Here is a 12,624-nt window from a genome sequence, read left to right on the forward strand (position 1 = left end):
CAAACCTTAGAGGCGCGCGGGTCAACTGCACCCCCGCTTCAGGTAAGGGTTCGGTATGGGAACCTCCATGCGCTTCCCGACTCGGTCGGCGCCCTGGGCCGGTCAACGCCGACAGCGCCGTCAGCGCCGTCAGCGCCGACGACGCAGGGCGCGCCCTCGTCGCCGCCCGGCCGTCACCCCCACCACTGCTCGGGCACCGGCTCCGGTTCGGCCGGGACCGTCACCGGTTCGGCGCAACGCACCAGCAGGTCGCCCGCCTCCGTCTCGGCGACCAGGTAGCCGCGCTCGCGCAGCACGAGCGCGGCCGCGCCGCTCACCGCCGCGCGCGCCTCCCGGGTGGGCGGTCCGTCCGGCTCCGCGCCCGGCGTCCAGCCGACCACCACGCCCTCGGGGTGGTGGTCGATCCACAGCGGTGAGGCGCCCGGCGCGGTGTCGAACCCGGCCCGGGCCAGGGCCTCGGTGACGTCCTCGAAGAGTTCACGGTGATCCACCATTGGCGCAGCGTAGGCCGCGGACCGCGCGACCCCGGGACACGGCGCGCGCCGAACGGCTCCAGTGGCACCCGACCGCAGCATCGGCACCCGTTGGACCGACCGGCGGCCAGCCGATCGGGCGTCAGGAACCCCCGTCCGGACCGACACGCACGGCCGGACGGGCCGATGGACGTGCACAGTCGGCCCCCTGCCGACAGCATGACAGAGTAAGCGCTCCATCACCCTGAGCAACGGGTCCAGCGGGCCGCGCAGGTCCGCGCGCCGGTCCGACCGGCGGGCCCGTATCGAGAGGTCCCATGATCACAACACTTCGCCGGCCGCCGTTCCCGCCGACGGGGCTCCGGTCCGGCACGTCGAGGACGCCGGGGAGCACGTCGTGAGAGCCGACCAGCAGTCGCAGCCGGGACCGGTGACCAGCACCCGCGCCAAGCCCGCGAACGCGGCCGAGTCCCTGGCCGACTGGACCGACGGCCGGCTCGGCATCTACTCCCTGGCCAAGGCCAACCTGCGCAAGATCTTCCCGGACCACTGGTCCTTCATGCTGGGCGAGATCGCGCTCTACACCTTCGTCATCATCATCCTCACCGGCGTCTGGCTGACCATGTTCTTCCAGCCGAGCATGAGCGAGGTCATCTACGACGGGACGTACGTCCCGCTCAGGGGCATCGAGATGTCCCAGGCCTACGCCTCGACGCTCGACATCAGCTTCGACATCCGCGGCGGCCTGCTGATGCGCCAGATCCACCACTGGTCGGCGATCGTCTTCGTCGCCGCGATGCTGACGCACATGATGCGCGTCTTCTTCACCGGCGCGTTCCGCAAGCCGCGCGAGATCAACTGGATCTTCGGCGCGGCGCTGCTGTTCCTCGGCATGTTCGACGGCTTCATGGGCTACTCGCTGCCGGACGACCTGCTCTCCGGCACCGGCATCCGGTTCATGGAGGGCGCGATCCTGGCCGTGCCCATCGTCGGCACCTACCTGCAGTTCTTCATCTTCGGCGGCCAGTTCCCGGGCTTCGTCATCATCCCGCGGCTGTTCACCGTCCACATCCTGCTGATCCCGGGGATCATGGTGGGCCTGCTCGCGGCACACCTGATCCTGGTCTTCTACCACAAGCACACCCAGTTCTCCGGGCCCGGCCGGACCAACGACAACGTGGTCGGCATGCCGCTGCTGCCGGTCTACACGGCCAAGGCGGGCGGCTTCTTCTTCCTGGTCTTCGGCGTGGTCTCGGTCATGTCGGCGATCGCCACGGTGAACCCGATCTGGGCGTACGGCCCGTACCGGCCCGACCAGGTGTCCACCGACGCCCAGCCGGACTGGTACATGGGCTACTCCGAGGGCCTGATCCGGGTGATGCCCGGCTGGGAGGTCAGCGTCTGGGGCGGCCACACCCTCAACCTCGGGGTGTTCATCCCACTGATGGTCTTCCCGCTCGTCCTATTGGGCGTCTGGTCCTACCCGTTCGTGGAGGCCTGGGCCGCCGGGGACCGCGGCGAGCACCACATCGCCGACCGGCCGCGGAACGCCCCGGTCCGCACGGCCTTCGGCGCGGCCTGGATGGGCCTCTACCTGGTCCTGCTGGCCGGCGGCGGCAACGACCTGCTGGCCACCCACTTCCGCCTGTCGATCAACGCGATCACCTACGCGGTGCGGATCGGCGTCTTCGTCGTGCCGATCGTCGTCTTCGTGATCGTCAAGCGCTGGTGCCTGGGCCTGCAGCGGCGGGACAAGGAGAAGGTGCTGCACGGCCGGGAGACCGGCGTCATCAAGCGCCTCCAGCACGGCGAGTACGTCGAGATCCACGACCCGCTGTCGCCGGGCCGGCTCTACACCCTCACGTCGCACGACCAGCCGCAGCCCGGGGTCCTGCCGCCGGAGGTGGACGAGAACGGGGTGGTCCGCAAGACCGGTCTGTGGACCCGCGCCCGGGTGAAGCTGTCCCGCGGCTTCTACGGCCGGGGCAGCCAGATCCCGAAGCCCACCGCCGAGGAGCACGAGGAGGTCACCAGCGGCCACGGCCACCACTGATCAGCTCCCGGGCAGGGCGAGGGCCCGCCGCGCCGGCAACGGCACGGCGGGCCCTCGCCCTGCGTGTCGGTCGTGCGGACCGGACGGGCTCAGCCCCGCAGGGCCGCCGGGACGACGGCGAACAGCGCCGCCGCGATGGTGACGGAGAGGCAGAGCGCCGCCCAGCGGGTGCAGATCCGGCGGCATTCGCTGCGGTAGCGGGCGGCCAGCCGGCGGCAGCGCTCGACCGCGCGGTCCACGACCTCCTCGGCGTAGCGCAGCCGGTCGGCGGTGTAGGCCTGTTCGAGGCCCTCCCGTTCCGCGGCCGGGAGCCAGGGGAACTGTCCGGCGAAGGCGCGGGCGTCCCGCTCGGCCGCCGCGACCTCCGCCTCCCAGGCCAGGAAGCCCTCGATGCGGGCGAGCCCCACCCGGGAGTCCGCCCGGCGGCCCGCCCCGGCGGGCCTGCCCTGGCGGGGGTTCCGTGCTCTCGGCGGACGCTGCCTGCCACCCATGACCGCTCCTCGTGTCGAGTCGTCCCGCCTGGTCGGCCGCGCGGGAGTGGGCTGTGCGTGGCGGATCGCTCCGCAACCAAGCAACTACTATCAGTGACCAGATGGGGGCGGTGGGCGACGCGCCGAGACTCCCGCGGGCCGCCCCTCCTCCGGCGCGGGCCAAAAGTTGCGCGCCGCGCACTCTTGCGCGTCACGCATCTTTTGCACCACAGTGAGGGCCATGACGACGGATCAGCCCGGCTTGCGGGAACGGAAGAAGGCCGCCACGCGGGAGGCACTGAGCTGGGCGGCGCTGCGCCTGGCCGTGGAGCAGGGGCTGGAGAACGTCCGGGTGGAGGACATCGCGGCCGCGGCCGGCGTGTCCCCGCGCACGTACAACAACTACTTCTCCAGCAAGGCCGAGGCGATCGTCTCCCGCCACCAGGAGCGCGTCCGGAAGGCCGCCGCGGCGCTGCGGGAACGACCCGCCGCCGAGCCGCTGTGGGAGGCGCTGACCCACGCCCTGCTCGAACCGTTCGGGCCCGTGGTCGAGCAACCGGATCCGCAGTGGACCGCCGCGGTGCGGCTGCTGCTGCGCGAACCGGTGCTCCAGGCCGAACTGTGGCGCGGCGGGGCGGAGGCGGAGGCCGGGCTCGCCGCCGCGGTGGCCGCCAGGACCGGGACGGACGCGGCCCGGGACCTCTACCCGAAGCTGGTCGCCGCGACCGCCATGGCCGCGGTCAAGGCCGCCAACGACCAGTACCTGAACGCCGATCCGCCGGTGCCGTTCCAGCCGCTGTTCACAACGGCGCTGCAGCTGCTGGCGGCCGGGCTGCCCGATCCGTCGGCCCGATGAAACCGTCCTGTCCGAGGGGGACTTGAGATGATCCACGACGTCGCCGTCGTCGGCGCCGGCCCGAACGGGCTGATGCTGGCCTGCGAACTGGCACTGGCCGGGATCCGGCCGGTGGTGCTGGAGCGGCTGCCCGAACGCTCCCCGGTCCAGAAGGCCAACGGCCTGGTCGGCCAGGTGATCCGCCTGCTCGACCACCGGGGCCTGTACGAGCCGCTCGGCGGCCCCGGCGCACCGCAGCCCGTGCCCCGTTTCGTGTTCGGCGCCTTCCCGCTGGAGCTGCACCGGCTCGACGACAACCCGCTGCACGCCCTGCCGGTGCCGCAGCACCGGATCGAGGAGGTCCTGGAGGTGCGCGCCCGCGAACTCGGCATCACCGCGCGCCACGGCTGCGAGGTCACCGGGCTCGCCCAGGACGGCGCCGGCGTGACCGTCGACTACCGGGGCCCGGACGGCTCCGGGCAGCTGCGGGCCCGCTACCTGGTCGGCGCCGACGGCGGGCGCAGCACCGTCCGCAAGCTGGCCGGGATCGGCTTCCCCGGGGTCACCTCGCCCGACCCGGTCTCGCGCATCGCCCACGTCCTGCTCCCCGGGGACGTGCGCACCACCGGCACCGGCGAGTTCCTGCTGCCCGGATTCGCCACCCCGGTCCGCCCGTTCACCCACACCCGCACCGAGCACGGCGTCCTCGTCCTCGCCCCCTTCGGCCCGGACGCCACCATGGTCGCCACCCTGGAGTGGGGCGGCCCGCCGGCGGACGAGTCGAGCCCGCTCACCCTGGACGAGCTGCGCGCCAGCGTCCGCCGCGTCACCGGCGCCGACCTCGCGCTCGCCCCGGCCCGTACGCCCGGCCCGTTCACCCCGCGCCGCCAGGTCGGCCACAACACCCGGCTCGCCGAGCGCTACCGGCAGGGCCGCGTCCTGCTGGTCGGCGACGCCGCGCACGTGCACGCCGCGACCGGCGGCCCGGGCCTCAACCTCGGTCTGCAGGACGCCGCCAACCTGGGCTGGAAGCTCGCCGCCCACCTGCGGGGCTGGGCACCGTCCGGCCTGCTGGACAGCTACCACCGCGAGCGGCACCCGGTCGGCGAACGGGTCTTCATGCACTCCCAGGCCCAGATGGCGCTGATGTCCCCCGGGCCGGGGACCACGGCGGTGCGCGCCCTGTTCGGCGAGCTGCTGGCGCACGAGGACAACCTCGGGCGGATCGCCGCGCTGATGGCCGGCAGCGACATCCGCTACGACACGGACTGCCCGCACCCGCTCGCCGGACGCTTCGTCCCCGACCTCGCCCTCAGCACCGCCGCCGGGCCGTCCCGGATCGCCGAACTCACGCGCAGCGGACGCCCGTTGCTGCTCGACCTCACCGGCGGGGAACTCGCCGGACAGGCGGCGGGCTGGAAGGACCGGGTCGACGGCATCGCCGCCGACTGCGCGGAGCCCCCGGCCGGCGCCCTGCTGCTGCGCCCGGACGGCTACGTGGCCTGGGCCTGCGAGGTCGGCGGGGCGGACCCGGACGGCCTCACCCTGGCGCTGCGCACCTGGTTCGGCGAGCCCCGCACCTGAGTACGCGCACCCAGGCGCACCGAGTACTCCGGCGCTGCCCGACGGCCCGGACCGGACGGCAGCATGGGCCGCATGAGCGAACTCCCCCGCACCTCCGGCCGCGCGACCGGCTCCGCCCGCGGGCAGTGGTGGAACGCCGTGACGAACTCCACCGCGGTGTACCTGATGCTGCTGCCCCCGGCGGGGGTCCTCCGCGGTCTCGCCGAGATGATGACCGACTCCTGCGACGGCCCGGCGTCCTGCCCGTCGACCCGCGCCCATCTGGCCGTGGCGGACTACGGGTTGTTCGCGCTGCTCGCCCTGATCGTTCTCCAGTGGCCGGTCGTGTACCTGGTCCCCCGGGGCCGGGTGCCGGTCACGCTGCTCCCGGGGGTGGCGCTGCTGGTCGCCGTGGTCGCGATGTTCGGCATCGAGGGGAACACCTGACCGGTGTTCCGGACGCTCCGCCGGTACTGACCCCCGGTCAACTATGGTCGTCGCCGGCACGTTCGGCAGGAACGCGCCGCCATCCGACGAGACGGGGAAACAGTGCGCATCGGAATCATCGGCAGCGGCATGGTCGGGCAGACCCTGGGGAGCAAGCTGGTGTCGCTCGGCCACGAGGTGACGCTGGGCTCCCGCAGCAAGGACAACGAGAAGGGGCTGGCCTGGGCCGCGCAGGCCGGCCCCGGCGGCGGGTGCGGGACCTTCGCCGAGGCCGCCGCCTTCGGCGAGGTGGTGCTGAACGCCACCGGCGGGACGGTCTCCCTCGCGGCGCTGCGGGCCGCCGGGGCGGAGCACCTCGCGGGCAAGCTGCTGATCGACGTCTCCAACCCGCTGGTGTTCGGCCCGGAGGGCCATGTGACGCTCGACCCGGTGAGCACCGACAGCGTCGGCGAGCAGATCCAGCGCGAGTTCCCCGAGGCCCGGGTGGTGAAGGCGCTCAACACCGTCAACTGCGAGCTGATGGTGGAGCCGGGCCGGCTGAACGGCGAGCACAACCTGTTCATCGCCGGCAACGACGCGGCGGCCAAGGCCGAGACCGTCGCGCTGCTCGGCGGCTTCGGCTGGCCGGCCGAGTGGATCATCGACCTCGGGGACATCTCGGCCGCCCGGGCGACGGAGATGATGATGCCGCTCTGGCTCCGGATGATGGGGCACTTCGGCAGCGCCGAGTTCAACTACACGTTCCGGCGCCCCGCGTAACGCGGAAGGCCGCCCCCGGTCCGTCGGGGGCGGCCTTCCGCACTCCGGGGCCCGGCACTCCGCCGGGCCCCGGGCTGCGGGGGTCGCGTCGCGGTGGGGGAGAATGGACCGCATGTCCCGACGTCGCTCCGCGCCCCGCTCCGCCGCTCCGCGGCTGCTGCCCTCCTCCCCCTGCCCGTGCGGCCTGCCCGCCGCCTACGGCGACTGCTGCGGCCGACTGCACCGCGGCCAGGCGGCGGCGACCACCGCGGAGTCGCTGATGCGCTCCCGGTTCAGCGCCTTCGCCGCGCAGGACGAGGTGTACCTGCTGCGGACCTGGCACCCGGACACCCGGCCCGCCGAGGTCGACTTCGACCCGGCGCTGCGCTGGACCCGGCTGGAGGTGCTCTCCACCACCGAGGGCGGGGCGTTCCACGCGGCGGGCACGGTCGCCTTCCGGGCGCACTGGACCGAGGGCGACGAGGAGGGCGTGCTCGCCGAGAACAGCCGCTTCGTGCGGCACGAGGGCGCCTGGGTGTACCTCGACGCCCTCTCGCTCGGCTGAGCCGACCCTCGGGGGGCGCGCCTACAGGTAGTCGTCCAGCCGGCCCAGTGTGAAGCCGGCCGCGGTGACGTCGTTGACGACCTTGCGCAGCAGGTCCGGCATGGTCGCCTTCCAGATGTCGGTGCCCCGGAAGTGGGTGAGGATGATGTCGCCCGGGTGCAGCTGCCGGTCGTCGTAGCGCCACTCCATGTGGTCCGGGAAGGCCTCCTCGTTCCACATCGGCACCGCCTGCACCCCGCAGGAGGCCGCCGCGCGCAGCGTGTCGTCGTTGTACTCGCCGTACGGCGGCCGGAACAGCCGGGGGCGGACGCCGATCTGCTGCTCCAGCTGGTCCTGCTGGTTGCAGATCTCCTGGCGCTGGGTCTCGTAGTCCAGGACCTTCAGGTTGCGGTGGTTGATCGTGTGGTTGTTGATCTCCACGCCCTGGGCGTGCAGGTCCCGGAAGTAGCCGTAGTCCTCGCGGGCGAGGTAGTCGGACACGAACGCACTGATCGGCACCCCCAGCTCCGCGGCCATCCGGGAGAACGCGGGGTCCTTCTCCGCGCCGTCGTCGACGGTCAGGAAGACCACCTTGTCGTCGGTCGGCACCCGGTAGACCACCGGCGGGCGGTCCTCCGCGAGCTTGACGCCCTGGACGGGGGTGAGCCGGGCCCTGGTCGCCGGACGCGGCAGGGCCTTCAGCGGCGGGCGCTCCAGGCCCCAGCGCTGCGCGGTCTCCAGCGCGGTCCGGGCGGCCGCCTCCTGGCGGGCCACCGCCGCGCTGCCGGCCTCCTCCTCCTGACGGGCCAGGCCGGGCAGCACCGGGGGCGCCGCCGGGCGGGCGGCGCCGTGGCCGACGGCCTCGACGGCGGGCACCGGCTCCCCCTTGGCGGCGTCCGCCCCGGCCGGGGCGGCCTTCGGCCCGGCAGTCCGCGCGGTCCCGGCCGGACCGGCACAGCCGGCGATGACGGCGCCGAGGCAGACGGTGACCAGCAAGCCGGTCCGCACTGCGCCCCGGCGTCGCTGACTCCCCCTCAAACCCCCATTATTCAGACAATCTGATGGTCTATCCATAGCTGCACTGCTCCCCCGCCAGGCACCCCCGCCAATCCCTCCATCACCCGTGCGGGGCAACGGCGCGCCGGACGCCTTGCCGTTCCTTTGCCGTCCACCCGCCGTGGCAGGCCGTTCCAGGGGCCGTCAGGCCCGCCGGGGCCCCGGAAAACCGCTTGCGACGGCGACGGCACGGAACGGATCATGCGCGCATGACCGACACCGCGCCCCTCCGCCCCGACCCCTGGTCCGTCACCACCGCCGACGTGACCACCCCCGAGGCCCTGGAGCTGCTGCGCGAGTACTACTACGACGTGGCCAACCGCTACTACCGCCTGCACCTCGGGCGGGAGGGCACCCCGGAACAGCTGGAGTCCGGCCTGGCCGGCTCCCCGAGCGACGACCTCGTCGCGCCCGACGGCCTGTTCCTGATCGGCCGCCACGACGGCGTCGCCCACTCCTGCGCCGGCCTGCGCCGGTTCGACACCACCACCGTCGAGCTGACCCGCGTCTACGTCCGCCCCGGCCTGCGCGGCACCGGCGGCGGCGCCCGCCTGCTCGCCGCCGTCGACGAGGCCGCCCGCTCGCTCGGCGCCGACCGGATCGTGCTCGACACCCGCCTCGACCTGGTCGAGGCCTGCGCGCTGTACCTCCGGCACGGGTACCACGAGATCCCGGCCTACAGCAGCGGGCCGTACGCCGAGGTCTGGTACGCCAAGGAGCTCACCGTCCGCGCGTAGCAGGGGTGTCGGGCGCGGGTGTCGGGCAGCGGTGGGTCCGCCCCGAGGGGCCGGCCGCACCGGGCTCGGTCGCCGGGGCGGCCGGGGCTACACCGCGTCGACCTCCGCCGCCGGGCCTGCCGCGAGGGCGGCCGCCAGCTCGGCCGCCGAGGGCGGGTTGGCGCCCGGCCGGGAGACGGTCAGGGCCGCGGCCGTCACCGCGTGGGTCAGGCAGGCCCGGAGGTCGGCGCCGCCGGCCCGGGTGTGCAGGAAGGCGGCCATGAAGGAGTCCCCGGCGCCGACGGTGTCCGCGACCGGCACCGGGACGGCCGCCGCCTCGGCCCGGACGCCCTCGGCGGTGCGGGCGAACGCGCCGTCGGCGCCCAGCGTCACCGCCACCACGGCGGGGCCGAGGGCCAGCCAGCGCTCCGCGACCGCCTCGGGCCGCTCGCCCGGGTAGAGCCAGGCCAGGTCCTCGTCGCTCGCCTTGACCAGGTCGCTCAGCGCCACGCAGCGCTCGACCCGCCGGACGGCCTCCGCCCGGTCGCCCATCAACGCGGGGCGCACATTGGGGTCGTAGCTGATCTGTGTGCGCCCGCGCCACCGCTCCACCAGGGCCAGCACGGCGGCCGCGCCCGGCTCGGTGACGGCGCCGATCGAGCCCAGGTGGATCGCGGCGGGCGGCTGCGCGAGGTCGGTCCGCACCGGCTCGGCCGTCGGCAGCGTCCAGCCGATGTCGAAGGTGTACCGGGCGCGGCCCTGCCCGTCCAGCCGCACCACGGCCGAGGGCGTCCGCCCCACCTCGGCGGCCCGCACCCGCACGCCCGCCGACTCCAGGTGCGCCCGGATCAGCCGGCCGTTGGCGTCCGGCCCCAGTTCGGTCAGCAGCGTGGCCGGGCGGCCGAGCCGCGCCAGGCCGTACGCGACGTTGGCGGGACTCCCGCCGGGGTGCACCCGGTCCGGGACGCCGTCGGCACGGACGACGTCCGCGACGCACTCGCCGATCACCAGGACACGGGAGGCTGGACTGGTCACGGCGGCTCCTGGCATCCGGTACGGGGGCGGCGTCTCGCCCGCCAGCCTACGGGGTGCACCAGGGCATGGAAGTACGGCCGCCGGACCTGGCCAGGAGTTCCGACGGCCGTGGCCCCGTCCGTCAGGGGACGAAGCACTCCCGACGTTAGACGGCCCCCGGGGGCCGCGCCAGCACGGTGGGCCGTCCGGGCGACGACGGTGTGTCGTCGGATCCCGCGGATCGGCCCCCCGCCGGCCCGGCCGTCCACTAGCATCCGTGCGCGGCTCTCCTGTCCCGGCGGCCCCCGCACCCGCTCCACGCGCGAACTGCGGTGACCCCCTTGTCCAAACCCCGCGCCGGCCTCGCCCTGTCGCTGGTGCTCGGCGCGGCGCTGCTGTCCGCGAGCGTCCCGTCGGCCGGTGCCGCCGGGCTGGGCGATCCGGTCTTCCCCTCGCTCGGGAACACCGGTGTACCGGGCGCTCGCGTACGACCTGGCCTTCGACTACCGGGCCGACACCCGCACCGTGGGCGGCACCGCCGTGATCAGCGTCCGGCCCGACCGCACCCTCGCCCACCTGGAGCTGGACGCGCTCGGCCTGACCGTGCACGCCGTCCGGGTCGGCGACCGCCCCGCGGACTTCGCGACCCACGACGAGAAGCTGACCGTCACCCCGGCCGGGCCGTTCCGAGCGGGCGCCACCACCGAGTTGACGGTCGAGTACACCACGGACCCGCGGGCCGCGCTGCCCCACACGGGCTGGGTGCCCACGCCGGACGGCTTCGCGGTGGCCGGCCAGCCCCGAAGTGCCCACACCGTGTTCCCCTGCGACGACCACCCCGGCGACAAGGCCCGGTTCACCATCGCGGTGACCGCACCGAACGCCCTCCTGGGCGTCGCCAACGGCGAGTTGACCCGGACCGAGCCGCACCCCGACGGCCGGACCACCCACCGGTACGTCTCCCGCCAGCCGATGGCCACCGAACTCGTCCAGGTCGCGGTCGGCGACTACACCGTCCGCGAACGCACCGGCCCGCACGGCCTGCCGCTGCGCGACGTCGTCCCGACCGCGCGGGCCGCCGAACTGGAGCCCGCGCCGGCCCTGACCGCCGACCAACTGGCCTGGGCCGAGGCCCACCTGGGACCCTTCCCGTTCGAGGCCTACGGCATCCTGCCGGTCGACACCGACGCACCGGACGCGTTCGCCTTCACCGGCCTGGAGACCCAGACCCTGACCCTCTACAAGCCGGACTTCCTGCGCCGGCCGGAGACGGAGATCGGCCCGCACATGATGCACGAGCTGGTGCACTCCTGGTTCGGCGACAGCGTCTCCCCCGCCAGGTGGTCCGACCTCTGGCTGAACGAGGGCCACGCCGACTTCTACGGCCTGCTGTACCGCTTCGACCGCGGCTGGCCGGACGACCGGGGCCGCACCACGCTGACCGACCGGATGCGCGACGTCTACCGCCTCGGCGACCGGTCGCGGCACGACTCCGGGCCGGTCGCCTCCCCGACCGCCGCGAACCTCTTCGACGGCCAACGCTACGCGGGCGGCGTGCTGGTGCTCTTCGCCCTGCGCGAGAAGGTCGGTTAGGACGCCTTCGACCGGATCGAGCGCACCTTCCTGCGCGAGCACCGGTACGGGAGCGCGACCACCGAGGACTACGTGCGCACGGCCTCCGAGGTGTCCGGGGAGAACCTGGGCGGCTTCCTCCACGACTGGCTGTACGGGATGCGCACCCCGCCGATGCCGGGACACCCGGACTGGACCGTGGACCCGGCGGGGGACGCTCCGGGCGCGGCCGCGGAGGGCGGGGACACCGGGGCCACCGGGGCCGCGTCGGTCGTGGTGGCCGCGGAGCCCGTGGCCGCGGGTGCCGCCGTCCGGAAGGGCGGGACCGGGGTGGCGGGCGGGACGGGGGTGGCCCGGGGCCCGGGAACGCCCTGACGGCGCCGCTGGGGCGGCTGTTGCACGCCCCGGCGCGCCGGTGTGCGTCCGGCCGCCGCGTGCGCGCCGCTGACCGGCGGGGACGGCCGGGGCCATGGTGGTTCCCACGGCCCGCCCGCCGCCCGGCCTGAGTCCCGGTCGGCGCGCGGGCCGTCCAGCTTGCGCGCGTCCTCGCCGCGCTCCGCCCGCCCGGGCCCGCCCCCTCGCCCGCTCCGGCCGGTTGTCAGTGCCCGGTGCTAGCGTTCCCTGCACGATCGAGGAACGGTCGGGAAGCGAACGGGGGGATTTCTCATGGGTGTTGAGCTGCGGGAGTTCGGCGTCGAGGTCTACGACCGCTGGACGGCGCTGTGGAACGGCGAGCTGGCGCTGGCCGAGAAGATCATGGCGCCCGATTTCACCCTGCGGTACACGCAGGCGGGCTCGGAGATCTTCGACGAGGTGCGGACGCCGGCGGGGCTGGCCGAGGTGATCCGGCAGTGGCACGCCAAGCGGTCGGAGCTGCGGTTCGCGGCCGAGGGCGTCGCGGTGGTGGATCTGGAGTCGGTCGACGGGGCGGTGTCGGGGCTGGTGGCCCGGCCGTACCTGGCGAGCTTCTCGGACGGCGAGGGCGGCGTGGTGGCGCGCAGCGGGACGGACATCCTGCGGCTCGACGGCGGGCTGATAACCGAGGTGTGGTCGGTCTCCTCCGGCTCCTCCGGGCGTACCTTCTACCGGGCCTGACACTCCGTCGGCACGCCGGGTCGCAGGGTGTACGGGGGCGGCCCTGGT

Annotated in this window: 14 protein-coding genes; 10 read left to right on the top strand and 4 right to left on the bottom strand. The window is 74.3% G+C overall.

The window, feature by feature from the left end:
- Nucleotides 1-173 precede the first annotated feature (173 nt).
- Nucleotides 174-494, bottom strand: a complete 321-nt coding sequence (locus ACIGG8_RS09425; RefSeq protein ID WP_350520314.1) for a hypothetical protein — start codon at nucleotides 492-494, stop codon at nucleotides 174-176.
- Nucleotides 495-870: 376 nt separating this feature from the next.
- On the opposite strand from ACIGG8_RS09425, the gene ACIGG8_RS09430 reads away from it, so the two are divergent.
- On the top strand, nucleotides 871-2,526 hold the full coding sequence (locus tag ACIGG8_RS09430; RefSeq protein ID WP_396546665.1) for a cytochrome bc complex cytochrome b subunit: 1,656 nt from the start codon (nucleotides 871-873) through the stop codon (nucleotides 2,524-2,526).
- A gap of 89 nt (nucleotides 2,527-2,615) precedes the next feature.
- On the opposite strand, the gene ACIGG8_RS09435 is transcribed toward ACIGG8_RS09430, so the two are convergent.
- Entirely contained in the window at nucleotides 2,616-3,017 is a 402-nt protein-coding gene (locus ACIGG8_RS09435; protein WP_396546666.1) for a cytochrome C oxidase subunit I, read from the bottom strand.
- A gap of 220 nt (nucleotides 3,018-3,237) precedes the next feature.
- On the opposite strand from ACIGG8_RS09435, the gene ACIGG8_RS09440 reads away from it, so the two are divergent.
- The 5 genes from ACIGG8_RS09440 (at nucleotide 3,238) to ACIGG8_RS09460 (ending at nucleotide 7,144) form a co-directional block, all read left to right on the top strand.
- On the top strand, nucleotides 3,238-3,852 hold the full coding sequence (locus ACIGG8_RS09440) for a TetR/AcrR family transcriptional regulator (RefSeq protein ID WP_350520316.1): 615 nt from the start codon (nucleotides 3,238-3,240) through the stop codon (nucleotides 3,850-3,852).
- Between the two features lie 27 nt (nucleotides 3,853-3,879).
- Complete coding sequence (locus tag ACIGG8_RS09445; protein ID WP_396546668.1) at nucleotides 3,880-5,415, top strand: FAD-dependent monooxygenase; 1,536 nt, start codon at nucleotides 3,880-3,882, stop codon at nucleotides 5,413-5,415.
- Nucleotides 5,416-5,487: 72 nt separating this feature from the next.
- Nucleotides 5,488-5,841 (top strand): hypothetical protein, encoded by a 354-nt coding sequence (locus ACIGG8_RS09450; RefSeq protein WP_396546669.1) that lies wholly within the window; start codon nucleotides 5,488-5,490, stop codon nucleotides 5,839-5,841.
- 102 nt (nucleotides 5,842-5,943) lie between these two features.
- Nucleotides 5,944-6,600 (top strand): NADPH-dependent F420 reductase, encoded by a 657-nt coding sequence (locus tag ACIGG8_RS09455; RefSeq protein ID WP_396546670.1) that lies wholly within the window; start codon nucleotides 5,944-5,946, stop codon nucleotides 6,598-6,600.
- A gap of 112 nt (nucleotides 6,601-6,712) precedes the next feature.
- Nucleotides 6,713-7,144 (top strand): YchJ family protein, encoded by a 432-nt coding sequence (locus ACIGG8_RS09460; protein WP_396546671.1) that lies wholly within the window; start codon nucleotides 6,713-6,715, stop codon nucleotides 7,142-7,144.
- A 21-nt stretch (nucleotides 7,145-7,165) separates the two neighbouring features.
- On the opposite strand, the gene ACIGG8_RS09465 is transcribed toward ACIGG8_RS09460, so the two are convergent.
- Nucleotides 7,166-8,119, bottom strand: a complete 954-nt coding sequence (locus ACIGG8_RS09465; protein WP_396546672.1) for a polysaccharide deacetylase family protein — start codon at nucleotides 8,117-8,119, stop codon at nucleotides 7,166-7,168.
- Between the two features lie 269 nt (nucleotides 8,120-8,388).
- On the opposite strand from ACIGG8_RS09465, the gene ACIGG8_RS09470 reads away from it, so the two are divergent.
- Nucleotides 8,389-8,916: a GNAT family N-acetyltransferase gene (locus ACIGG8_RS09470; RefSeq protein ID WP_396546673.1), complete on the top strand. Its 528-nt coding sequence runs from the start codon at nucleotides 8,389-8,391 to the stop codon at nucleotides 8,914-8,916.
- Nucleotides 8,917-9,003: 87 nt separating this feature from the next.
- Here the strand turns inward: ACIGG8_RS09470 and ACIGG8_RS09475 are convergent, their stop codons facing one another.
- A complete protein-coding gene (locus tag ACIGG8_RS09475; RefSeq protein ID WP_396546675.1) occupies nucleotides 9,004-9,930 on the bottom strand; it encodes a carbohydrate kinase in 927 nt (308 codons plus the stop codon).
- Nucleotides 9,931-10,377: 447 nt separating this feature from the next.
- Here ACIGG8_RS09475 and ACIGG8_RS09480 point away from each other — a divergent pair, with 447 nt between their 5' ends.
- From ACIGG8_RS09480 to ACIGG8_RS09490, 3 genes are all read left to right on the top strand, one after another.
- A complete protein-coding gene (locus ACIGG8_RS09480) occupies nucleotides 10,378-11,502 on the top strand; it encodes a M1 family metallopeptidase (RefSeq protein WP_396546676.1) in 1,125 nt (374 codons plus the stop codon).
- Between the two features lie 72 nt (nucleotides 11,503-11,574).
- Nucleotides 11,575-11,856, top strand: a complete 282-nt coding sequence (locus tag ACIGG8_RS09485; RefSeq protein WP_396546677.1) for a hypothetical protein — start codon at nucleotides 11,575-11,577, stop codon at nucleotides 11,854-11,856.
- Between the two features lie 291 nt (nucleotides 11,857-12,147).
- Nucleotides 12,148-12,576: a nuclear transport factor 2 family protein gene (locus ACIGG8_RS09490; RefSeq protein WP_350520324.1), complete on the top strand. Its 429-nt coding sequence runs from the start codon at nucleotides 12,148-12,150 to the stop codon at nucleotides 12,574-12,576.
- Nucleotides 12,577-12,624: the final 48 nt, after the last annotated feature.

Origin of the sequence: Kitasatospora sp. NPDC085464 (genome assembly GCF_044541955.1) — a bacterium.
In the GTDB taxonomy this organism is placed as follows: domain Bacteria; phylum Actinomycetota; class Actinomycetes; order Streptomycetales; family Streptomycetaceae; genus Kitasatospora.